This window comes from Streptomyces sp. NBC_00353 (assembly GCF_036108815.1).
Lineage (GTDB): Bacteria > Actinomycetota > Actinomycetes > Streptomycetales > Streptomycetaceae > Streptomyces.
The window spans coordinates 3,651,221-3,673,706 of the sequence record NZ_CP107985.1 but is presented as its reverse complement, the minus strand read 5'-3'; the positions used below and the strand labels follow the sequence as shown (position 1 = coordinate 3,673,706).

General features: G+C 68.5%; 21 protein-coding genes and 5 tRNA genes. 16 read left to right on the top strand and 10 right to left on the bottom strand.

All coding sequences use genetic code 11. From position 1 onward, the window contains the following. Positions 1-123 precede the first annotated feature (123 nt). The gene (locus OHA88_RS16675) at positions 124-1,707 is read left to right on the top strand and encodes an acyl-CoA carboxylase subunit beta (RefSeq protein ID WP_030928728.1); all 1,584 of its coding nucleotides are present in this window, start codon (positions 124-126) and stop codon (positions 1,705-1,707) included. Between the two features lie 63 nt (positions 1,708-1,770). Next, positions 1,771-1,977: an acyl-CoA carboxylase subunit epsilon gene (locus OHA88_RS16670; protein ID WP_093772301.1), complete on the top strand. Its 207-nt coding sequence runs from the start codon at positions 1,771-1,773 to the stop codon at positions 1,975-1,977. Between the two features lie 87 nt (positions 1,978-2,064). Here the strand turns inward: OHA88_RS16670 and OHA88_RS16665 are convergent, their stop codons facing one another. From OHA88_RS16665 to OHA88_RS16630, 8 genes are all read right to left on the bottom strand, one after another. Further along, positions 2,065-2,646, bottom strand: a complete 582-nt coding sequence (locus OHA88_RS16665) for a GTP-binding protein (RefSeq protein WP_014048542.1) — start codon at positions 2,644-2,646, stop codon at positions 2,065-2,067. Continuing rightward, positions 2,627-3,271: a DUF742 domain-containing protein gene (locus OHA88_RS16660; RefSeq protein WP_328626114.1), complete on the bottom strand. Its 645-nt coding sequence runs from the start codon at positions 3,269-3,271 to the stop codon at positions 2,627-2,629. Before OHA88_RS16660 ends, OHA88_RS16665 begins: the two co-directional genes overlap by 20 nt. Positions 3,272-3,360: 89 nt before the next feature. Beyond that, positions 3,361-3,774, bottom strand: coding sequence for a roadblock/LC7 domain-containing protein (locus OHA88_RS16655; protein WP_030980891.1), 414 nt, complete (start codon positions 3,772-3,774; stop codon positions 3,361-3,363). A 10-nt stretch (positions 3,775-3,784) separates the two neighbouring features. Further along, positions 3,785-6,967, bottom strand: coding sequence for a sensor histidine kinase (locus OHA88_RS16650; protein WP_328626113.1), 3,183 nt, complete (start codon positions 6,965-6,967; stop codon positions 3,785-3,787). 359 nt (positions 6,968-7,326) lie between these two features. Continuing rightward, positions 7,327-7,908: a GTP-binding protein gene (locus OHA88_RS16645; RefSeq protein WP_267001457.1), complete on the bottom strand. Its 582-nt coding sequence runs from the start codon at positions 7,906-7,908 to the stop codon at positions 7,327-7,329. Next, complete coding sequence (locus OHA88_RS16640; RefSeq protein WP_030978706.1) at positions 7,889-8,296, bottom strand: DUF742 domain-containing protein; 408 nt, start codon at positions 8,294-8,296, stop codon at positions 7,889-7,891. The genes OHA88_RS16645 and OHA88_RS16640 overlap by 20 nt, the downstream gene beginning before the upstream one ends. Before the next feature lie 136 nt (positions 8,297-8,432). Further along, complete coding sequence (locus OHA88_RS16635) at positions 8,433-8,846, bottom strand: roadblock/LC7 domain-containing protein (RefSeq protein ID WP_024495006.1); 414 nt, start codon at positions 8,844-8,846, stop codon at positions 8,433-8,435. A 9-nt stretch (positions 8,847-8,855) separates the two neighbouring features. Then, positions 8,856-12,563, bottom strand: a complete 3,708-nt coding sequence (locus OHA88_RS16630; protein WP_328626112.1) for a nitrate- and nitrite sensing domain-containing protein — start codon at positions 12,561-12,563, stop codon at positions 8,856-8,858. Between the two features lie 579 nt (positions 12,564-13,142). Between OHA88_RS16630 and OHA88_RS16625 the strand changes: the two genes are divergently transcribed. The 9 genes from OHA88_RS16625 to OHA88_RS16585 all read left to right on the top strand — a co-directional run bounded on the left by OHA88_RS16625 (position 13,143) and on the right by OHA88_RS16585 (position 17,046). Further along, entirely contained in the window at positions 13,143-13,331 is a 189-nt protein-coding gene (locus OHA88_RS16625) for a hypothetical protein (RefSeq protein ID WP_267001453.1), read from the top strand. 82 nt (positions 13,332-13,413) lie between these two features. Continuing rightward, on the top strand, positions 13,414-14,199 hold the full coding sequence (locus tag OHA88_RS16620; RefSeq protein ID WP_030978713.1) for a fumarylacetoacetate hydrolase family protein: 786 nt from the start codon (positions 13,414-13,416) through the stop codon (positions 14,197-14,199). Continuing rightward, a complete protein-coding gene (gene gltX / locus OHA88_RS16615; protein ID WP_328626111.1) occupies positions 14,192-15,664 on the top strand; it encodes a glutamate--tRNA ligase in 1,473 nt (490 codons plus the stop codon). The genes OHA88_RS16620 and gltX overlap by 8 nt, the downstream gene beginning before the upstream one ends. A gap of 98 nt (positions 15,665-15,762) precedes the next feature. Then, complete coding sequence (locus OHA88_RS16610) at positions 15,763-16,482, top strand: HAD family hydrolase (RefSeq protein WP_328626110.1); 720 nt, start codon at positions 15,763-15,765, stop codon at positions 16,480-16,482. Between the two features lie 87 nt (positions 16,483-16,569). Beyond that, positions 16,570-16,641, top strand: a tRNA-Gln gene (locus OHA88_RS16605). A 24-nt stretch (positions 16,642-16,665) separates the two neighbouring features. Then, positions 16,666-16,738 (top strand) — tRNA-Glu (locus tag OHA88_RS16600). Between the two features lie 60 nt (positions 16,739-16,798). After that, positions 16,799-16,871, top strand: a tRNA-Glu gene (locus OHA88_RS16595). Between the two features lie 12 nt (positions 16,872-16,883). Next, positions 16,884-16,955 (top strand) — tRNA-Gln (locus OHA88_RS16590). Positions 16,956-16,973: 18 nt separating this feature from the next. After that, a tRNA-Glu gene (locus tag OHA88_RS16585) sits at positions 16,974-17,046 on the top strand. A gap of 91 nt (positions 17,047-17,137) precedes the next feature. Here the strand turns inward: OHA88_RS16585 and OHA88_RS16580 are convergent. After that, complete coding sequence (locus OHA88_RS16580; RefSeq protein WP_267001446.1) at positions 17,138-17,779, bottom strand: MerR family transcriptional regulator; 642 nt, start codon at positions 17,777-17,779, stop codon at positions 17,138-17,140. Positions 17,780-17,879: 100 nt separating this feature from the next. On the opposite strand from OHA88_RS16580, the gene OHA88_RS16575 reads away from it, so the two are divergent. Continuing rightward, positions 17,880-18,386 carry a DUF4188 domain-containing protein gene (locus tag OHA88_RS16575; protein WP_328626109.1) on the top strand — a complete coding sequence of 169 codons (507 nt, stop codon included), beginning with the start codon at positions 17,880-17,882 and terminating at the stop codon, positions 18,384-18,386. Positions 18,387-18,440: 54 nt separating this feature from the next. Here the strand turns inward: OHA88_RS16575 and ndgR are convergent, their stop codons facing one another. After that, positions 18,441-19,157 carry an IclR family transcriptional regulator NdgR gene (gene ndgR / locus OHA88_RS16570; protein WP_030928691.1) on the bottom strand — a complete coding sequence of 239 codons (717 nt, stop codon included), beginning with the start codon at positions 19,155-19,157 and terminating at the stop codon, positions 18,441-18,443. A 174-nt stretch (positions 19,158-19,331) separates the two neighbouring features. On the opposite strand from ndgR, the gene leuC reads away from it, so the two are divergent. From leuC to OHA88_RS16550, 4 genes are all read left to right on the top strand, one after another. Next, positions 19,332-20,756 (top strand): 3-isopropylmalate dehydratase large subunit, encoded by a 1,425-nt coding sequence (gene leuC / locus OHA88_RS16565; RefSeq protein ID WP_328626108.1) that lies wholly within the window; start codon positions 19,332-19,334, stop codon positions 20,754-20,756. 5 nt (positions 20,757-20,761) lie between these two features. Then, positions 20,762-21,355 (top strand): 3-isopropylmalate dehydratase small subunit, encoded by a 594-nt coding sequence (gene leuD / locus OHA88_RS16560; RefSeq protein WP_328626107.1) that lies wholly within the window; start codon positions 20,762-20,764, stop codon positions 21,353-21,355. A gap of 104 nt (positions 21,356-21,459) precedes the next feature. Beyond that, positions 21,460-21,687, top strand: a complete 228-nt coding sequence (locus tag OHA88_RS16555) for a hypothetical protein (protein WP_030978727.1) — start codon at positions 21,460-21,462, stop codon at positions 21,685-21,687. Between the two features lie 143 nt (positions 21,688-21,830). After that, positions 21,831-22,478, top strand: coding sequence for an HU family DNA-binding protein (locus tag OHA88_RS16550; RefSeq protein ID WP_328626106.1), 648 nt, complete (start codon positions 21,831-21,833; stop codon positions 22,476-22,478). Positions 22,479-22,486 lie beyond the last annotated feature (8 nt).

Genomic DNA, 22,486 nt, shown 5'->3' with positions numbered 1-22,486 from the left:
GTCCTGGGCTGGTGGTTCGCCTGCATGGCGCAAGGGTTCTGTCCGGCTCCACCAGGAAACCGGTCGGGAGACTGTGCAGAGTCGACGGCAGGTTTCTCTTGGTCGGCTTCGTAGGGTCGATACATGACCGTTGTGGACGAAACCCCGGGCGAGCCGACAGACACCCGTGGCCGGGTGGCCGAACTGCTGGCACTGCGTGAGCAGGCGCGGCGCGGACCGAGTGACCGGGCGACCGAGGCGCAGCACGCCAAGGGCAAGCTGACGGCCCGTGAGCGCATCGAGCTGCTGCTGGACCCGGATTCGTTCAAGGAGGTCGAGCAGCTGCGCCGGCACCGGGCGACCGGATTCGGCCTGGAGGAGAAGAAGCCGTACACCGACGGTGTCATCACCGGCTGGGGCACGGTCGAAGGCCGTACGGTCTTCGTCTACGCGCACGACTTCCGGATCTTCGGCGGCGCCCTGGGTGAGGCCCACGCCACAAAGATCCACAAGATCATGGACATGGCGATCTCGGCGGGTGCCCCGCTGGTCTCGCTGAACGACGGCGCAGGGGCCCGGATCCAGGAGGGTGTCAGCGCGCTCGCCGGATACGGCGGCATCTTCCAGCGCAACACCCGAGCCTCCGGCGTCATCCCGCAGATCAGTGTGATGCTCGGCCCGTGCGCGGGCGGCGCGGCCTACAGCCCCGCCCTCACCGACTTCGTGTTCATGGTCCGCGAGACCTCCCAGATGTTCATCACCGGACCGGACGTCGTGAAGGCGGTCACCGGCGAGGAGATCTCGCAGAACGGCCTCGGCGGCGCCGATGTGCACGCCGAGACCTCGGGCGTCGCGCACTTCGCGTACGACGACGAGGAGACCTGCATCGCCGAGGTCCGCTACCTGATCGGGATGCTCCCGTCGAACAACCGGGAGAACCCGCCCACCGTGGCGAGCGACGACCCGGCCGACCGGCGCGGCGACGTCCTGCTCGACCTGGTGCCCGCCGACGGCAACCGTCCGTACGACATGCACAAGGTCATCGAGGAGCTCGTCGACGACGGCGACTACCTGGAGATCCACGAGCGCTGGGCCCGCAACATCATCTGCGCCCTGGCCCGGCTCGACGGTCAGGTCGTCGGCATCGTCGCCAACCAGCCGCAGTCCCTGGCGGGGGTCCTGGACATCGAGGCGTCCGAGAAGGCGGCCCGCTTCGTCCAGATGTGTGATGCATTCAACATTCCCATCATCACTCTATTGGACGTACCCGGCTTCCTGCCCGGCGTCGATCAGGAGCACGGTGGAATCATCCGGCACGGGGCGAAGCTGCTCTACGCGTACTGCAACGCCACGGTGCCGAGGATCTCGCTGATCCTGCGCAAGGCGTACGGCGGTGCGTACATCGTGATGGACAGCCAGTCCATCGGTGCCGACCTGACCTACGCCTGGCCCACCAACGAGATCGCCGTCATGGGCGCCGAAGGTGCCGCCAACGTCATCTTCCGTCGGCAGATCGCCGACGCCGAGGACCCGGAGGCCATGCGGATCCGCATGGTCAAGGAGTACAAGGCCGAACTGATGCATCCGTACTACGCCGCAGAGCGCGGACTGGTCGACGACGTCATCGACCCTGCCGAGACGCGCGAGGTGCTGATCGCCTCGCTCGCGATGCTCCGGTCCAAGCACGCCGATCTGCCGTCCCGCAAGCACGGCAACCCCCCGCAGTAGCCGCGGCCGGTGCACCACCCCGCACAGCCCGCCACGTACTGCCGAGAAGACGGAGAGACATCCATGAGCACTACTCCTGCCGAGTCCGTGCTGCGCGTCGAGAAGGGTCTTGCCGACCCCGAGGAGCTGGCCGCGATAACCGCGGTCCTGCTCGCCCGCGCAGCCGCCACCCCCGCCGCCGCCCCGGCCCACCGCGGCCGCACCCACGCCGGCTGGCGCCGCCTCGAGCGCACCCCGGGCTTCCGCGCCCCGCACTCCTGGCAGGGCTGACAACGGCCCAGCAGACGGCCCGCAGCACGCGAGAGGCCCCGCAACTCCCGAGGGAGTGCGGGGCCTCTCGCGTACGGCTGCCGGAGCCTACCGAAGACGCGCCATCAGCGCGTGCTCCACGAGCGTGATGAGCGCGCTCTTGGCGTCCGCGCGGTGGCGGGCGTCCGTGGTCAGGATCGGGGTGTCGGGGCCGATCTGCAGGGCCTCGCGCACCTCGTCGGGGGTGTACGGCTGGTGTCCGTCGAAGCCGTTGAGGGCGATGACGAACGGCAGTCCGCTGTTCTCGAAGTAGTCGACGGCCGGGAAGCAGTCGGCGAGACGCCGGGTGTCGACGAGGACGACGGCGCCGATCGCGCCGCGGACCAGGTCGTCCCACATGAACCAGAAACGGTCCTGACCGGGCGTACCGAAGAGGTACAGGATCAGGTCCTGGTCCAGGGTGATACGGCCGAAGTCCATGGCCACCGTCGTGGTGGTCTTGTCCCCGGTGTGCGTCAGATCGTCGATGCCCGCCGACGCGGACGTCATCACGGCTTCGGTGCGCAGCGGGTTGATCTCCGAAACGGCACCGACGAACGTGGTCTTACCCACGCCGAAGCCCCCTGCCACCACGATCTTCGCGGAGGTAGTGGAGCGGGCTGCTCCGCCGCTAGAGCTTGCGAAGTCCACTGAGCACCCTTTCGAGCAGTGTCACATCTGGCTGGCCTCCGGCGGACTCGTCGCCGCCGGGCTGATGGATAGCGACGAGTCCGGCCTCGGCCAGGTCGGCTACGAGGATCCGGGCAACGCCGAGGGGGATCGTGAGAAGCGCCGAGATCTCGGCAACCGACTTGATCTCGAAGCACAGCCGGCAGATCCGCTGGTGCTCGGGCAATTGCCCTTGCAGCCGCGACGGATCGGCCGTGGTACTGACCAACGCCTCAATGGCGAGCTGGTATCGCGGTCGGGTCCGGCCGCCGGTCATGGCGTACGGACGGACCAGCGGGTTGTGGGCCGCGGGAGCGGCGGGCTCGGAGGGCCGCCGTGGCTGCACCGTCTGAATGCGGGGCTGCTGGGCCGATTCGATCCGATGCGGGCGCTGAGGGTGCTGCGGCTGCTGTTGCCACCCACCGTCCTGCGCCTGCTGCCACCCACCGTCCTGCGCCTGCCGACGCGGGTACGGCTGCTGCGGCTCATAAGGCTGCTGCGAGCCCTGTCTGCTGGGGGTGGAGGGGAAGTTGTAACGGTTGTCCCCGTGCTCGCCCGGTACTTGCTGACCACCGTCGTACTGGTGTCCGCCTGGGGGTGTTGCCACAATTCCTCCTCCGACTGCCGGTCCCGATCCCAGTGGGGCCGCGCCACCGCACCTTATGGTGCGGTGGCGCATGACGCACCGTCTGTCTACTAGTTAAGAAGACTTCCCTGCAGTTCGGCACGGAGGTCCGGGGTGAGGACCGTGCCTGCACGGTCGACCAGAAGGGCCATTTCGTACCCAACCAGACCGATATCGGCGTCCGGGTGGGCGAGAACGGCCAGTGAAGATCCGTCGGAGATGGACATGATGAAGAGGAATCCGCGCTCCATCTCCACAACTGTCTGATTCACCGCGCCGCCCTCGAAGATCCGCGAGGCGCCCGCGGTCAGCGAGGTCAGGCCGGAAGCGACGGCCGCCAGCTGATCGGCACGGTCCCGGGGGAATCCTTCGGACATGGCCAGCAGGAGTCCGTCGGCGGAGACCACCACCGTGTGCGACACCCCGGGGGTGTTGTCCACGAAGTTGGTGATCAACCAGTTGAGATTCTGCGCCGCCTGGCTCATCGGGCTCACACTAACGCTCCTGGTTGTAGGTATTACTTGTGTCCGAACCAGCGTTACGTCCCCGCTGAATGCCCCGTCGCAGGTTGCTCAACCTGCCCCGGACGTCCTCAGGGGCGCGGGAGACCTGAGGGCCGCCCTGCTGGGTCTGCTCCGCCGTGCCCTCGACCAGATTGGCCTTGGGCACTCGCCGGGGAAGTCCGGACGGGGTGACCCCACCCGCCTTCGGCTCCCGGAGCTTCTCGGCCCGCTCCCAGCGCTCGTCGTTCGTCGAGCGCCAGTCGTCGGAGCCGTTCCCGTCCTGCGGCGCGGGCGACGGCCGCTGCGGCAATTCCTGCTGCTGCGGCTGCTGCTGTGCTGCGACGGACTGGTCGTTTCCGCGGCCCGTGGGCTGCCAGTGCTGCTGACCGCCCCGGCGCGGCAGACCGGCATCGGTCATCTCGCGGCCGACGTTCGGGGTGGGACCCGAACGGTCGAAGCCTACGCGCTCCTGCGGCTCGGCGGGAGCGCTCGGGACAGATTCCGGTTCGGCCTGCGATATGGGCTCGTACGCACCCTGGTACGCGCCCTGATCTGCCCACTCTTCCTGGTGGGGCTGGGCGGCGAACTGGTCCTCGTAGCCCCGCTGAGGGCTCTCGGCAGCGGCATATGCCGCTTCCGTATAGCCGCCCTGCGACGGGTAGTCGGACTGCTCGGCGTAGCCGCTGTCGCCGTTGTACGTGTCGTAGGAACTGTCGTACGCCGCCTGCGGGTACTGCTCCTGCTGCGGGTCCTGTGCGTACGTGTCCTCGGCGTAGGAGGCGTCCTGGTACGCATTGCCCTGGAACGCGTCCTCCTGGAACTGCGGGCGTTCGCCGCCCGTCTGGGCCTCCAGCGCGGCGCGGCGCTCCTCACGCATCAGCGAGCGGCCCACCGGGTCCAGCTGTGCGGGGTCGACCGCCGGGTCCTCGTAACGCGAGTCGTCGAAGCCGAGCTCCGCCGCCGTACGCATCTGGGGCTGGTGCGGAAGCGGTTCGAAGGCCTGCTGCCGCGGGATGATCGAGGAGACCGTGAAGTCGTCCTGGGCGGCGATCGGTTCGAGCTCGCCGCCGCCGCCGTGCGTGATCGCGTCCGGCAGCATGACCAGCGAGGTGGTTCCTGCCTGCTCGCCCGAGGGGCGCAGCTGGACCCGGATGCCGTGCCGGTCGGCGAGCCGGCCGACCACGAAGAGACCCATCCGCTGGGACACCGCGGCGTCCACCGTCGGCGGGTTGGCCAGCTTGTGGTTGATGTCCGCGAAGTCCTCGGCCGTGAGGCCGATGCCCTTGTCGTGGATCTCGACCATCACGCGGCTGTCCGGCAGCCGGGTCGCCGTGACGCGGACCTTGGTCTGCGGCGAGGAGAACGTGGTGGCGTTCTCCAGCAGCTCGGCCAGCAGATGCACGAGGTCGGTGACGGCCTGGCCGTGGATCTCGGTCTCCGGAACGCCGGAGAGCTCGATGCGCTCGTACGACTCCACCTCGGAGGAGGCGGCCCGCAGGACGTCGACCAGCGGAACCGGCTGGTTCCAGCGGCGGCCCGGCTCCTCGCCGGCGAGGACGAGGAGGTTCTCGCCGTTGCGGCGCATACGGGTGGCCAGGTGGTCCAGCCGGAAGAGGCTCTCCAGCTGGTCCGGGTCGGCCTCGTTGTTCTCCAGGTCGGTGATGAGGGTCAGCTGGCCCTCGATCAGCGACTGGTTGCGGCGCGACAGGTTTGTGAAGATCGCGTTGACGTTGCCTCGCAGCATGGCCTGCTCGGCAGCGAGCCGAACCGCCTCGCGGTGCACCTGGTCGAAGGCGCGGGCGACCTCGCCGATCTCGTCCCGGGTGGTGATCGGGATCGGCTGGACGCGAGTGTCGACCCGGCCCGGCTCGGTCCGCGACAGCTGGTCGACGAGCATCGGCAGCCGCTGCTCGGCGATCGAGAAGGCGGCGGTACGCAGCTGACGCATCGAGCGGCTCATCTGGCGGGCCACGAGGCCGGCCAGGACGAAGGCGGCCAGCAGCGCGACCAGCACGATGGCGGCGTTGACGATGGCGTCGGTCTTGGCGCTGGACGAGATGTTCGCAGCCTCGGTCACCGCCTTGTCGACGAGCTCTTCCTCGACCGTGGTGTAGCCGTCGAACTTGGCGGTGGAGGCGGCCAGCCAGGTCGCGGGCGTGATGCCCTTCGCCGCCAGTTCCTCGGGCGACTTGCCGAGACCGATCTGCTGGGCCATTCCGTCGAAGACCGAGCCGTCGATGCTGGGCGGCGCGACGAACGGCACACCTGCCGCGTCCGCCTGCGCCTTGGCGGCCTTCAGTTTCTTGGCGCCCTCGGCCGCCTTGGCGGTCATGACCTGCTTCAGGCGGACCGAGTCGGCCTCCGTACCACCGGAGACGTACTCGCCGAGTGCGATCTGCTCCAGGTAGTTGTACGAGCCGAAGGCCTTGACCTGGGCGCCGAACTTGGCGTTCTCCTGGCTCGGACGCACGAGCAGGTGCATACCGATGGAGCGCTGAAGCGATTCTGCGGCCTTGGCCAGTTCGATCGCGTAGACCGTGCGGCCGTAGCTGGTGATGTTGCCGGTGCCCAGGCCGAGCTCGTTGCAGAACTCCATCAGGGAGTGCTGGACCTTGACGTAGCCCTCTTCCGTCTTCACCGGGTCCATGGCCTCGGCGTAGGCGGCCTTGCGCAGCTCCGGGAGCTTGGGCTCCTCCTGCTTGAACAGCTGGAGACGGCGCTGCAGGCCCTCCTTCTTCGGCATGCCCTGCACGGCCTCGTCGAACTTGGCGGCGGCCGCATCCGTGGTGGCGTACACCTGGTCGACGGCGGGTTCGTCGCGCTTGTTCGACAGCAAGGGCTGGGCGGAGAGGTCACGCTCGTTGAGCAGCGCCTGTCCGTACTCCGAGGCCGCGCGCACGATCAGCGCAGTCTTCTCGGCGTCCTGCGCCTCTCTCCAGGTGTCGATCGACCCCTTCACCTGGAAGCCGCCCATGACCAGGCCGACCAGTACAGGGATCAGAAGGATCGCGTTCAGCCGGGTGGGCACCCGCCAGTTGCGCGGGGACAGCCGACTCGTACTGCCGCCGGCCGGTGCCTCTTCGGACACTTCGGCGGGTGGCGCCGCGATGCGCGGCGGCGGGGTGAAGTTGCCCCGCTCCTGCTGCGCCGCGGAGCCCTCGTTGCTACGCCTCACTCGACCAACAACCTCTCGGCGTCGGCACCTACGCTGTGCCGTTTTTCGTTCAGGGCCGTACTACTCGGGAGTTTCGTCGAATTGCAGCACGGGGACCGGCCGCGTTCCAAACAGTCGGAATCAGCCATTCCGAGTGGTCCAAGCCTCAGATAAAACGGGCATAAAGAGCGAGCCCCGTCAAAAGGCGGGGCTCATGTGAGCACAGCGACACCAGGCGAATGCATCGGGTGCTGAAGCCGGAGTAATTCTCTGTCGAAACGTTATGAACACGGGGGCGGATCGTGTCGAAGGACACAGTCCACCCCCGTGCGACTACAGCAACTTCCGTATCCGCATTCCGACTTGCGGTGAGTCCACGGCTACTTGAGCCGAGCCATCAGCGCGTGCTCGACCAGCGTGATCAGGCCGCTCTTCGCATCGCCGCGGTGGCGGGCGTCCGTCGTGATGATGGGGGCGTCGGGGCCGATCTGCAGGGCCTCGCGCACCTCCTCGGGGGTGTACGGCTGGTGTCCGTCGAAGCCGTTGAGGGCGATGACGAACGGCAGTCCGCTGTTCTCGAAGTAGTCGACGGCCGGGAAGCAGTCGGCGAGACGCCGGGTGTCGACGAGGACGACGGCGCCGATCGCGCCGCGGACCAGGTCGTCCCACATGAACCAGAAACGGTCCTGACCGGGCGTACCGAAGAGGTACAGGATCAGGTCCTGGTCCAGGGTGATACGGCCGAAGTCCATGGCCACCGTCGTGGTGGTCTTGCCGCCTGTGTGCGTCAGATCGTCGATGCCCGCCGACGCGGATGTCATCACGGCTTCTGTACGCAGCGGGTTGATCTCCGAAACGGCACCGACGAACGTGGTCTTACCCACGCCGAAGCCACCCGCCACCACGATCTTTGCCGAGGTGGTGGCCCGGGCCGCACCGCCGCTAGAGCTTGCGAAGTCCACTGAGCACCCTTTCGAGCAGTGTCACATCCGGCGCGCCGCCGGCCTCTCCGTTGCCCGGCTGGTGGATGGCCACCATGCCGGCTTCCGCCAGATCCGCGACAAGGATCCGGGCCACACCGAGCGGCATCGACAGCAGCGCCGACACCTCGGCCACCGACTTGACCTCACGGCAGAGGTGGCAGATCCGCTGGTGCTCCGGGAGCAGAGTCCCCAGGTGCGCCGGGTCGGCCGTGGTCGATACCAGCGCCTCTATGGCGAGCTGGTAGCGCGGCCGGGTCCGGCCGCCGGTCATGGCATACGGACGGACCAGCGGCTGGTCGCCTTCACCTTCGTACGACGCGTGGTGCAGTGCGCCGTACGGATCGGGTGAGGCGGGTGGCGGGGTCATGAATCCTCCGGGCGTGACAGCTTGGTGTCGGCTTGCCGTCTGAAGGGGCCGGTGGGGGGAGGAAGCGGCCGGACGGTCGAGGGGGTGGGAGTGCGGTACCTGGGGGGATCGCGTCGGTCACCGGTTCATGGCCGCCTCAGTGGAGCAGGCTGCCCTGGAGCTCGGCGCGGAGATCGGGGGTCAGGACTGTTCCCGCGCGGTCGACCAGCAGGGCCATCTCGTACCCGACCAGACCGATGTCGGCGTCCGGGTGGGCGAGCACGGCCAGCGAGGAGCCGTCCGAGACGGACATCAGGAAGAGGAACCCGCGCTCCATCTCCACCACTGTCTGGCTGACGGCGCCGCCCTCGAAGATCCGGGAGGCGCCCGCGGTCAGCGAGGTCAGCCCGGAAGCGACGGCCGCCAACTGGTCGGCACGGTCCCGCGGGAATCCTTCGGACATGGCCAGCAGGAGTCCGTCGGCAGACACCACCACCGTGTGCGACACCCCAGGGGTGTTGTCCACGAAGTTGGTGATCAACCAGTTCAGATTCTGTGCGGCCTGACTCATCGGGCTCAACTAACGCTCCTGCTGGTGAGTGGGGCCGAGTGGGAAACTGCCGGTCGACGAGCCGTTGTTGGCCTGCCGACCCTGCTGGATACCCCGGCGGAGATTGGTCAGTCGCCCGCGCACATCATCGGGCGCACGCGAAACCTGAGGTCCCGACTGGTGACTCTGCTGCTGGGCGGTGCCCGGCACCAGATTGGCACGCGGCACCCGGCGAGGCAGACCGGAAGTGGTGATTCCGCCTGCTGCGGGCTTCTTGGCCCGCTCCGCCTGCCGGACGAGTTCGTCGTTCGGCGAGGTACGCCAGGTACTGGTGGTGGCGCCCGTGTCACCCGCACCGCGACGCGGCATCGGGGCAGCGGGACGGTCCTGTGGTGTCTGCTGCGGGACGGACGGTGCCTGCGGCCCGGCGGGCGGCTGCTGACCGCCCTGCTGCGGGCCGTGGAACCAGTTCGTCTCCAGGGTGTCGTACAACGGCGTACGGCCGTCCCCGGGGCCCGCCGGAGGCAGCGCCTCGGGCTGCGGCTGCGGCGGCAGGACCGGACGGTACTGCGCCTCACCCGCGGGAGCGGTGGCCGGACGCGGGGCACGGAAGTCCTCGTTGTCCCGGCCGCGCGGACGCGGAGCCGGCAGCCCCTGGTCCTGCGACGGCTGCGGACGGCCGAAGTCCGGACGGGCGAACTGCGCGGTGCCCGCCGGGTCCTGGTGCTGCGGGAGGTGGGCCTGCGGGGCCGGTGCCGAGAAGTCCGGGCGGGCGAACTCGGCGGTGGAGCCGGGGCCCTGCCGGTCGTCCAGCGGGGGACGCTGGCCCATGGCCGGGTTCATCGGCCGCTGGAACTGGCCGGTGGACTCGGGCTCCTCGTGACCGCGCGGGGCGTCGAGCGGACTGCGCCGCGGCACCGACGGGTTCTCCGTGCCCCAGCTGGCGGCCTGCGGGCGCTGCGGCTGCGGGTTGCCACCGGGCAGTTCGGCACGGGGACCACCGACGGGCGGCAGCTGACGGCCGGGGTTGCCCGGGCCGCCGGACTGCTGGAAGCCGCCCTGGTTGTCGGGGGCGTTGTGCCGGGCCTGCTGCGGCTGCGGCGCCTGCCGTCCGGCCGGACCGTTCTGGTGGCCGGGCTGACCGGGCTGGTCGTACTGCCCCGGCCGGCTCTGACCGAACAGGTTGGACTGACCGTGCTCCGTACGACCGGGATCGCCCTGGCCGCCCGGTGCACCGGGCCGTGCGCCGCCGCCGAAGGCGCCGGAGAGCCCGCCGCCCTGACGCGGCGGTTCCTGCCGCGCGAAGTCCTGCGGGCCGGTGCCGGAGAGTCCAGCACTCTGGAACCCGGAGTTCGGCTGAGGCTGCTGACCCTGCTGATTCGGCTGGCCCTGCTGGTTCTGCGGCTGGCGAGGACCGCCGCCGTCACGCGCCGGCAGTGCGGCCCGCGGACCGGAGCCCGCACCGACCTGTCCACGCTGCGCACCGGCAGCCGCGCCGAGGCCCGGCCGGTTGCCGTTTCCGGCAACGGCGCCGTTGCCACCGGCGCGCTGCTGACCCGCGGCCGGCTTGGGTGCCGGCTGCTTGCCGCCGTGCGCGACATCGACGGGGAGCATGACCAGCGCGGTCGTGCCACCGGAGTCGGACGGCCGCAGCTGGATCCGGATGCCGTGACGCAGGGACAGCCGGCCGACCACGAACAGACCCATGCGGCGCGAGACCGAGACATCCACGGTGGGCGGCGAAGCGAGCCGCTCGTTGATCGCCGCGAGGTCCTCGGGGGAGAGGCCGATACCGGTGTCGTGGATCTCCACGAGCACCCGGCCGTCGGGCAGTGCGTGACCGGTGACCCGGACCTTCGTCTGCGGAGAGGAGAACGACGTGGCGTTCTCCAGCAGCTCGGCGAGCAGGTGCACGAGGTCGTTGACCACGCGGCCGGCGACCTCGGTGGCGGGCACCGCGGCCAGTTCGATGCGCTCGTACTGCTCCACCTCGGAGGCGGCGGCGCGGAGAACGTCGACCAGCGGCACGGGGCGGGTCCAACGGCGGCCCGGCTCCTCGCCCGCGAGGACGAGGAGGTTTTCGCCGTTACGGCGCATACGGGTCGCGAGGTGGTCGAGCTTGAAGAGGGACGACAGCTGGTCCGGGTCGGCCTCGCGCGACTCCAGTTCGGAGATGAGCGAGAGCTGACGCTGGATGAGACCCTGCGAACGCCGCGAGAGGTTGGTGAACATCGCGTTGACGTTGCCTCGCAGCAGCGCCTGTTCGGCGGCGAGGCGGACGGCCTCGCGGTGCACGTCGTCGAAGGCCGCGGCCACCTGGCCGATCTCGTCACGGGAGTGCACACCGACCGACTCGACCGAGGTGTCGACGTCCTGCGGGTCCGCCTCGGAGAGCTGCTTGACGAGCTCCGGCAGACGGTCCTGGGCAACCCGGGTCGCGGTGTCCTGCAGCCGCCGCAGCGAGCGGATCATGGACCGGGCGACGACGAAGGCGCCGACGAGGGAGACACCGAGCACCAGCAGGATGAGCGCACCGCTGATGATGGCTTCGCGCTTCGACTCGTCGCGGAGCTCGCGGGCCTTGCCCTCCATGTCGCTGAGGAGGGTCTCCTCGATGGTCTTCATCGCCTGGATCTTGTTGGAGCTCTGTTCGTACCAGTCCAGGTACGAACGCGGCGCCGTGCCCGCCAGGCCGGTGGGGCTGTCCAGCACCTTCTGCGCGTAGGTGTCGGCGGCCTTGATCTCCGGGTTGCCGTTCTCCAGCGTCGCCGTCAGTTCCTCGGCGTTCTGTCCCGTGGCCGTGTAGGTCACGGAGAACGACTTCAGCGCCAGCGTCTCCTTGTGGAGGGCGGCGCGGCCGAACTGCCGGTCGTTCTGGTCGAGATGCGAACCCTTTTGGCCACCGCCGCCCGGCAGCGCCGCAGCGATGATCGCCCGCTGGACCGACGCGTACTCCTTGGCGGAGGAGAACGCCGCCAGGGCACGGGTCCGCTTGATCATCTCGGGGTTGCTGGTCGCCTGCGCCATGTCCTGCGAGAGGCTCAGCAGCGAGGTGATCAGCTGGCTGTACGCATCGACGGTCTGAAGGCTCGGGCTGCCCTTCGCATACGCCTCCTTGCGTATGTCACGGATCTGTCCGAGCTGGCTGGCGATCTGCTGGACGCTCGCGTGAATGCCCTCAAGAGCCTCGTCGCCGTCGGTGTTGCCGATCTCGGTCGTGGCGTTGAAGAACGCGGCCTTCGCCCGGTCGGTCCTCTTGCGCGGTTCGGCGACCTTGAAGTCGTCGGCCTTGACCCCGTTGGCCAGCGGACCGGCCGACCGGTCGCGTTCCTCCTGGAGCGCCTGGGCGAGCGTGGTCGCCTGCTTGGTCATCTGGGTGAGCAGCTGCATGTGGTCCAGCTGCTGGATGTCGTTCATGGAGTCGCTGATGCGCAGGCCACCCAGGGTGGTCGCGGCGACTACAGGAAGGGCGAGCAGCGAGACCAGGCGCGTACTGATCCGCCAGTTGCGAAGCGCGATTCGCGAGCCCGTGTTGACGGCGCCCCGGGGCTGGAGTGGAGTGATCGGATCGGCGGTGCTGCTCGCCGTGACGGCCGAGCGCGGGGAGCGCTCGCCGGCGTCGCCGGCCGCGGCCGGTCCGGGCTTCTGGGCGTGCTGGGGCGAGGAACCGCGGTCGGTCCCGCCGTGCGGCTCCTGTTCCGCCGCAGCGCTGCCATCCCTCTTGAAACGTCCCTGCACTAGCGTCGCAACCTCTGGACCAGGCGTCCCCCCGCGTAGACGGACGGGACGGTGTCGGCGTCGTGGGGCGTTTTTCCCGCCCCATGGTGGTCGTGAGTGACCGGCGCTCTTCCCCTTCCCGCCGCCACTCGGCGCTGCGTTGCGCCCCTGCGCGCCGGCCTGAAACCCGCGGCGGTGCGTGGAATTCCAGCACAGTGCCGGATCTCCAACAAGGCCCCCGCGTCACGCTGTGACCGGAGTGACTCGTTGTGATGGCTGGGTGACAAGTCGTAGAGAGTGTTTAGGGGCAAACCGGTTCATGGTGGGCGGATGCGGCGAGGGTGAGGGGTGTCCCAGTCGACATGATCAGCAGCGGAATGGTTCATTCAGTGATGCAATGTCCGTTTCTTCGATCAAGATCAGGCGCCCGGAATGGGGCAATTGTCGACTGCTTCGTGAGGAAACTCACATGATGATCGTCGTCTCTTCCGGGGATCCGGAGGGAATTGGATGTTTAGCCTGACGCTTTACAGGGATGGCAAATCCGACAACCGGCGCCCCTCCGGGCGGCGCCCGTACCGAACAGGGTCCTGACGGCAGATGAAGACGACGATGATGTTCCGCAACATTGCCAACCCCCGGCGCACCACGCTGGCGCACCTCAAGGACGCCGAAGCGCTGCAGACGCCGGACCAGCCGGAGCACGCCGTCGACCTGCCGACGCAGACGGCCAACCCGCGTCGCACCATCCTGATGGAAGCCCCGGCCATGGCCGCCACCGCCGAGTAATGCGCGCGATTGTCCCCCTCACCCGCGTTAGCCTGGGGCGTCAGTCTTCAGCCAGCCAGCAAGTGAGGGGCGACAGCATCCCGTGCGCATCGCCAGGTTCTCCATCGACGGCAATGTCGCCTTCGGCGCGGTTGAGGGCGACGGCACCGTCGACTCCGGTGACCTCGTCCTCGACATCATCAAGGGCATCCCGTACGCCGACTTCGAGCTCTCCGGCACCAAGGTCCCGCTGAGCAAGGTCCGACTGCTGCCGCCCGTGCTCCCCAACAAGGTCGTGGCCATCGGCCGCAACTACGCGGAGCACGCCGCGGAACTCGGCAACGAGGTCCCGGACGTACCGGTGGCCTTCTTCAAGCCCACCACGTCGGTGATCGGCTCCGGGGACGCCATCGAGTACCCCTCCTTCTCCAACGAAGTGCACTACGAGGCCGAGCTGGCCGTGGTCATCGGCCGGATGTGCCGCGAAGTGCCGCGTGAGCGCGTCAAGGACGTCATCTTCGGCTACACCTGCGCCAATGACGTCACCGCCCGCGATGCCCAGAAGCGCGAGAAGCAGTGGGCCCGGGCCAAGGGCTTCGACACGTCCTGCCCGCTCGGCCCCTGGGTGGAGACCGACCTCGACCCCAGCGACCTCGCCATTCAGGCCACGGTCAACGGCGAGCAACGTCAACTGGGCCGTACGAGCGAAATGATCCGCTCCATCGAGGATCTGGTCGTCCACATCACGGAGGCCATGACGCTGCTCCCGGGCGATGTGATCCTCACCGGCACTCCGGCAGGGGTCGGACCCCTGCATGTCGGCGACGAGGTCGCCGTCTCCATCGAAGGCATCGGCACTCTCACCAACAAGGTGATCAAGCGTGGCTAACACAGACGTCCGCGTACGTTTCTGTCCCTCCCCGACCGGCAACCCCCACGTGGGCCTGGTCCGCACCGCCCTCTTCAACTGGGCCTTCGCCCGGCACCACGGCGGCACCCTGGTCTTCCGTATCGAGGACACCGACGCGGCCCGCGACTCCGAGGAGTCGTACGACCAGCTGCTCGACTCGATGCGCTGGCTCGGTTTCGACTGGGACGAGGGCCCCGAGGTCGGCGGCCCGCACGCCCCGTACCGGCAGTCGCAGCGTATGGACATCTACAAGGATGTCGCCGAGAAGCTTCTCGCCGGCGGGTACGCGTACCACTGCTACTGCACCACCGAGGAGCTCGACACCCGCCGTGACGCCGCCCGCGCCGCCGGCAAGCCGTCCGGCTACGACGGCCACTGCCGCGACCTGACCGCCGAGCAGACCGCCGCGTACGAGGCCGAGGGCCGGACGTCCATCGTCCGCTTCCGGATGCCCGACGAGGCGCTCACCTTCACGGACCTGGTCCGCGGCGAGCTGACCTTCCAGCCGGAGAACGTGCCGGACTACGGCATCGTCCGGGCCAACGGAGCCCCGCTCTACACGCTGGTCAACCCGGTCGACGACGCGCTGATGGAGATCACCCACGTCCTGCGCGGCGAGGACCTGCTCTCCTCCACCCCGCGTCAGCTCGCTCTCTACAAGGCGCTGATCGAGCTGGGCATCGCCAAGGAGACTCCTGTCTTCGGGCACCTGCCGTACGTCATGGGCGAGGGCAACAAGAAGCTCTCCAAGCGTGACCCGCAGGCCTCGCTCAACCTCTACCGCGAGCGCGGCTTCCTCCCTCAGGGTCTGCTCAACTACCTTTCCCTGCTGGGCTGGTCGATCGCCGAGGACCGCGACATCTTCTCCATCGAGGAGATGGTGGCGGCGTTCGACATCAAGGACGTCAACGCCAACCCGGCGCGCTTCGACCTGAAGAAGTGCGAGCACATCAACGCCGAGCACATCCGCATGCTCGACGTGAAGACCTTCACCGAGGCGTGCGGCCCCTGGCTGAAGGCCCCGTTCGCCCCCTGGGCCCCGGAGGCCTTCGACGCCGCCCGGTTCGAAGCCATCGCTCCCTACGCCCAGACCCGCGTCACCGTCCTCTCGGACATCACGGCCAACGTCGACTTCCTCTTCCTCGACGAGCCGGTCGAGGACGAGGCGTCCTGGGCCAAGGCGATGAAGGAGGGTTCCGACGCCCTGCTCGTCACCGCCCGCGCGAAGCTGGTCGACGCCGAGTGGAACGCCGAGGCCCTGAAGAACGCCATCCTCGCCGCAGGTGAGGAGCACGGCCTGAAGCTCGGCAAGGCCCAGGCCCCGGTCCGCGTCGCCGTCACCGGCCGGACGATCGGTCTGCCGCTCTTCGAGTCCCTTGAGATCCTGGGCCGCGAGAAGACGATCGCCCGCATCGACGCGACACTGGCCAAGCTGGCCGCGTAAGCGGCTCCTGCACGCCCGAAGGGGGCGGCCACCGGTTTCGTTCCGGGGGCCGCCCCCTTCCATGTGTCTGAGCCCCGGCTGAGCGGTAGCGTGGCCTCATGCCGATCCGAGCCGTGATCTGGGACATCGACGACACGATCTTCGACTACACGGGCGCCGACCGTGTCGGTATGCGCAAACATCTGGCGAGCGAGGGCCTGCCCGGCGGGTACGCGTCCGTCGAGCAGGCCCTCGAGGCATGGCGGGCCATCACCGACGTCCAGTGGGCGCGTCTCGCCGCGGGGGAGACCGACTTCCAGGGGCAGCGCCGGGAGCGGGTCCGTGCGTTCCTCGGGCGGCCGCTGACGGACGCGGAGGCCGATGAATGGTTCGGCCGGCACGTTGTGCACTACGAGGCCGCGTGGGCGCTCTTCCCGGACGCCGTGCCGGCCCTGGACCTATTGGCCGGCCGCTACCGGCATGCCGTCCTGTCGAATTCCAGCATCATCAACCAGGACCGCAAACTGCGCACCCTCGGCGTGCGGGACCGCTTCGAGGCCGTGGTGTGCGCGGTGGAGCTCGGCGTCTCCAAGCCCGAGGCCGGGGCGTTCCACGCCGCCTGCGACACGCTCGGGCTGGCGCCGCAGGACGCCGTGTACGTCGGCGACCACCCGGACATCGACGCCGGTGGGGCGGTGGCGGCCGGACTGAAGGGGGTCTGGCTGGACAGGGACGGGCGTGGCGGACGCCCCGATCTGGTCCGGATCACCGGCCTTGATCAGCTCCCCGGACTGTTGGCGGGCAATACCCGTTTTGGAGCGTCGGACACCTTCGGGTAATGTTCTTCCTGCGCCGCCCGAGCGGGCCGAAAGATCCGGCCGGGAAGCGCAAGCCGAACAAAACCCCCTCTGGGGGTTGAGTTTTGGTGGGCTATGGTGTAATTGGCAACACTACGGTTTCTGGTACCGTCATTCTAGGTTCGAGTCCTGGTAGCCCAGCGCAGAGCTTCATCTGTAAAACACGCCCCCGTTGTGTAGCGGCCTAGCACGCTGCCCTCTCACGGCAGTAGCGCCGGTTCGAATCCGGTCGGGGGTACAGATCCTTCCCGCGAGATCATTTGGGTCGCACCCACGATTTCGATGCAGGATCGCTAGGGCCCCCGTTGTGTAGCGGCCTAGCACGCTGCCCTCTCACGGCAGTAGCGCCGGTTCGAATCCGGTCGGGGGTACTTGTAACACCATGGGCTATGGTGTAATTGGCAACACTACGGTTTCTGGTACCGTCATTCTAGGTTCGAGTCCTGGTAGCCCAGCGCAAGATGCAGTATCACGCCCCCGTTGTGTAGCGGCCTAGCACGCTGCCCTCTCACGGCAGTAGCGCCGGTTCGAATCCGGTCGGGGGTACAACAGAGCAGAAAACCAAGGGCCCTTCACTTCGGTGAAGGGCCCTTGGCCGTATGTCCGGGGCCTGTTGTGCGCGGGGAACCCGCTGTGGTCAGAGGCCGTACCGCCGGGCCGACTCCTCCTCCTGGGCCAGCCTGCGCAGCGCCAGCAGCAGCGGCTCGTAGAGCACCACCGAGGCGACCGCCATCTCCACCTGCTCCGCGCCCGCCGGATAGGACTCCATCATGTCCAGGTCGTGGACGGCCACTTGCTCCATGAGGCGGGCCTGCTCCGCCAAGTACTCGATGTCACAGGGGTATCCGAGCCTGATGAGGGTGGCCATCGACGCGACCAGTGCGCGATGTACGGGGTCCAGTGAGCCGAGATCCTGCACGAACGCCCAGCCGAGCCGGTCGAGAAGCCGGTCGACCTCGTGGCGTGCCACGGCCGTCTCCGGGGCGTCCTCGTCCGGCTCGGGGCCGTGCGGCAGGGACCACAGCGCCGCGCCGAGGCGGATCGTCCGGCCGAGGGACTCGTCATCGACATGTGCCAGTACTTCGCGGGCCGTTGCCACCGGAAGGCGGCCGACCTGGATCAGTGCCCGCACCAGACGGAGCCGGCGCAGATGGCTCTCGTCGTACTCGGCCTGGGTAGCGCTGACGCGTTCACCGGGCGGCAGCAGCCCCTCACGCAGGTAGTACTTGATCGTCGCGGTCGTGACGCCGCTCTGCTTGCTCAGTTCCGACAGTCGCATGTTCGGTGCCTTCCCTTGCGCCACCCCTTGGGCAGTGCCACTATCCAATCATTGGATAGTGACGCTCTCCAATGATCGGCCACGAGACAGGGGGCACTGCATGTTTGCGAAGCCGATACCTGGGCGGACGACCGCGGCTGCTGAGGGGGAGGTGGTCGTGCTGCTCATAGGGATGCGCATCAACCACTTCCGGGGCGTGCATCACTGGCTGCCGGTCCTCGCCGCAATGCCGCGCATGCTGCGGGAGTTGAGCCGGGACAGGAGTCGCGGACTGCTCGGCTACACACTGCTCACCGGGTCGCCGAGGACGTACTACGTCGTCCAGTACTGGGAGTCGAAGGAGAAGCTGTACGCGTACGCGAGCGCTCCCGACATGTTCCACCGCAAGGCCTGGGCGATGATGAACCGCAAGGAGAAGAAGTCCAGGCAGCACGTGGGGCTGTGGCACGAGACGTACATCGCGCCGGAGGGGGCGTACGAATCGATCTACGCCGACATGCCGCCGTACGGACTGGCTGCGGTGACCGGTGTGCTGCCCGTCGAGGGGCGCGGCCGTCGCGCGGCGGATCGTCTCGCGCATCGCTCGGTCACGGAGCGGAAGGGCTGAGCAGGGCCGCCACGACGCTGGGGCGGCCTTTCGGATCAGGGGAGAACGAGTACGTCAGCCGTTGCGGCGCAGGGCCTCGCTCAGCCGCGCGGCCGAGTCGATGACCGCCTGGGCGTGCATCCGGCCCGGGTGACGGGTCAGCCGCTCGATCGGTCCGGAGACCGAGACGGCGGCGACCACCCGGTTCGACGGACCGCGCACCGGCGCCGAGACGGAGGCGACGCCCGGTTCCCGCTCGCCGATCGACTGGGCCCAGCCGCGCCGCCGGACGCCGGAGAGCGCCGTCGCCGTGAAGCGGGCGCCCTGGAGGCCGCGGTGCAGGCGCTCCGGCTCCTCCCAGGCCATCAGGATCTGGGCCGACGAGCCGGCCTTCATGGTGAGCGTGGAGCCGACCGGAACGGTGTCCCGCAGTCCGGACAGCCGCTCCGCGGCCGCCACGCAGATCCGCATGTCTCCCTGCCGGCGGTAGAGCTGCGCGCTCTCGCCGGTGATGTCACGCAGGTGTGTGAGCACCGGGCCGGCCGTCGCCAGCAGGCGGTCCTCGCCGGCCGCGGCCGCGAGCTCCGCCAGCCGCGGGCCGAGGATGAAACGGCCCTGCATGTCCCTCGCCACCATCCGGTGGTGTTCCAGTGCCACGGCCAGTCGATGGGCCGTGGGTCGTGCGAGCCCGGTCGCCGCGACCAGCCCGGCGAGGGTGGCCGGACCGGACTCCAGGGCGCTCAATACCAGAGCTGCCTTGTCGAGAACGCCGACGCCGCTAGAGTTGTCCATACGACGATACTCGCGTCTCACTCTGTGAAACGCAAGTTCAATTTTCCGCAGAAGTTGCGAACCTGTAGGGGCGGCCACACAACGGCCCGAAGCCACCGCCCCGCACGGGGGTCCGGACGGCGGCGCACCGAATCTCTAGTTGGGCCGGCGAAGACGCCGGCCGGAGGGAAAGCGATGGGTAGGACACTCGCGGAGAAGGTCTGGGACGACCATGTCGTCCGGCGCGCCGAAGGTGAGCCCGACCTCCTCTTCATCGATCTGCACCTGCTGCACGAGGTGACCAGCCCCCAGGCCTTCGACGGCCTCCGTCAGGCCGGACGCCGGGTGCGGCGCCTCGACCTCACCATCGCCACCGAGGATCACAACACCCCGACCCTCGACATCGACAAGCCCATCGCCGACCCGGTCTCCCGCGCCCAGTTGGAGACGCTGCGCAAGAACTGCGCGGAGTTCGGTGTACGGCTGCACCCGCTGGGCGACGTCGAGCAGGGCGTCGTGCACGTGGTCGGCCCGCAGCTGGGGCTGACCCAGCCCGGCACCACGGTCGTCTGCGGCGACTCCCACACCTCCACGCACGGCGCGTTCGGCGCGCTGGCATTCGGCATCGGCACCAGCCAGGTCGAGCACGTGCTGGCCACCCAGACGCTGCCGCTGGCCCGTCCGAAGACGATGGCGATCACCATCGACGGCGAACTGCCCGACGACGTGACGGCCAAGGACCTGATCCTCGCGATCATCGCCCGGATCGGCACCGGCGGCGGTCAGGGCTACATCCTCGAATACCGCGGCTCCGCCATCGAGAAGCTCTCGATGGAAGCCCGGATGACCATCTGCAACATGTCGATCGAGGCGGGCGCCCGGGCCGGCATGATCGCCCCGGACGAGACCACGTTCGACTACCTGAAGGGTCGCGACCACGCCCCGCAGGGCGAGGACTGGGACGCCGCCGTCGCGTACTGGAAGACGCTGCGCACGGACGAGGACGCGGTCTTCGACGCCGAGGTCGTCATCGACGCCGCGGAACTGGCCCCGTTCGTCACCTGGGGCACCAACCCCGGCCAGGGCGCGCCCCTGTCGGCGAACGTCCCCGACCCCGCTTCGTACGAGGACGCCTCGGAGCGGAACGCAGCCGAAAAGGCCCTGGAATACATGGGGTTGACTGCCGGGCAGCCGCTGCGCGAGATCGACGTCGACACCGTCTTCGTAGGCTCCTGCACCAACGGCCGCATCGAGGACCTGCGTAACGCGGCCTCGATCCTGGACGGCCGCAAAGTCGCCGACGGCGTACGGATGCTGGTCGTCCCCGGCTCGGTCCGGGTCGCCCTGCAGGCCGTCGAGGAGGGCCTGGACAAGGTCTTCACCGCGGCCGGCGCCGAATGGCGGCACGCGGGTTGCTCGATGTGCCTCGGTATGAACCCCGACCAGCTGGCCCCCGGCGAGCGCTCCGCCTCGACCTCGAACCGTAACTTCGAGGGCCGGCAGGGCAAGGGCGGCCGTACTCACCTGGTCTCCCCGCAGGTCGCCGCCGCCACCGCCGTGCTGGGCCACCTGGCCTCGCCGGCCGACCTGTCCGATGCCCGTACGTCCGCCGGAGTCTGAGAATCATGGAAGCTTTCACCGCACACACCGGCCGGGCCGTCCCGCTGCGCCGCAGCAACGTCGACACCGACCAGATCATCCCCGCCCACTGGCTGAAGAAGGTCACCCGCGACGGCTTCGAGGACGGACTCTTCGAGGCCTGGCGCAAGGACGAGAACTTCGTCCTCAACCGCCCCGAGCGGGACGGCGCCACGGTCCTGGTGGCGGGTCCCGACTTCGGTACCGGCTCGTCCCGCGAACACGCCGTCTGGGCCCTGCAGAACTACGGTTTCAAGGCCGTCATCTCCTCCCGGTTCGCCGACATCTTCCGCGGCAACTCGCTGAAGAACGGCCTGCTGACCGTCGTGCTCGACCAGAAGGTGGTCGACGCGCTCTGGGAGCTGACCGAGGCCGACCCGAAGGCCGAGGTCACCGTTGACCTGGAGGCGCGCCAGGTCCGCGCCGAAGGCATCACCGCCGACTTCGAGCTCGACGAGAACGCCCGCTGGCGACTGCTGAACGGGCTGGACGACATCAGCCTCACCCTTCAGAACGAAGCGGACATCGCGACTTATGAGGCGGCAAGGCCGACCTTCAAGCCGCGTACAATTAACGCCTGAGCAGCGCGTTTCCAGTACTGCGCCCTCTGCCTTCTGGTAGAGGGCGCAGTCGCTTGTTGAGACCCCGTCGGGCGACAACTCGCCCCAGATGGCACAATCGGTGCATGGAACGCGACAGCCAACTCAAGCTTTACGGCCAAGTCGCCGACCAATTGAAGGAAGCGCACGCAAGAGTGCGCGCACTGCAAGTCCCGGAGGGCGTAAGGATGGCGCTGTCCCGGAAGCTGCTGGTCGTCACGGCCGCGGCGAAGCACGATCTACCGGATGCGGCAAGGCGTCTGGACCGGTTGATGAAGGACCTCGATGAGGGCCGATTCCCCGAAGGTGACTGACTCTGCGGAACTGCGCAGCGGTCGACTTCGTTGCGGCACTAGGGTGATTAGCCCGTTTCGTGTTTGATTTGCGGTATATATCTGCCTAACGTGCGAAAACGCTTGAACACTTTCGTTCTGGCAATGTCTCCGAAGGGGAAGACGTGAACAAGGCGCAGCTCGTAGAAGCGATTGCCGACAAGGTCGGCGGCCGCCAGCAGGCCGCAGACGCTGTCGACGCGGTACTCGACGCGATCGTCCGTGCCGTTGTCGCCGGGGACCGTGTCTCGGTCACCGGCTTCGGCTCGTTCGAGAAGGTCGACCGCCCGGCTCGCTACGCCCGCAACCCGCAGACGGGTGAGCGCGTACGGGTCAAGAAGACCTCGGTGCCCCGTTTCCGCGCGGGACAGGGCTTCAAGGACCTCGTGAGCGGCTCGAAGAAGCTCCCCAAGCACGATGTGGCCGTGAAGAAGGCGCCCAAGGGCAGCCTCTCGGGCGGTGCTCCCACCCGTGCGACCACGAAGGCCGCGGCCAAGAAGGCCACCGCCAAGAAGGCCACGGCGAAGAAGGCCACCACCAAGAAGGCCGTGACCGCGGCGAAGACCACCGCTGCCAAGAAGACCACCGCGAAGAAGACCACCGCGGCGGCCAAGAAGACCACGGCGGCCAAGAAGACCACGGCCGCGGCGGCGAAGAAGACCGTCGCCAGCAAGACCGCGCCCGCCAAGAAGGCCACGGCGAAGAAGGCGCCCGCGAAGAAGACCACGGCGCGCAAGACCACGGCCAAGAAGGCCGTCGCGCGGAAGAAGTGAGACCGAGC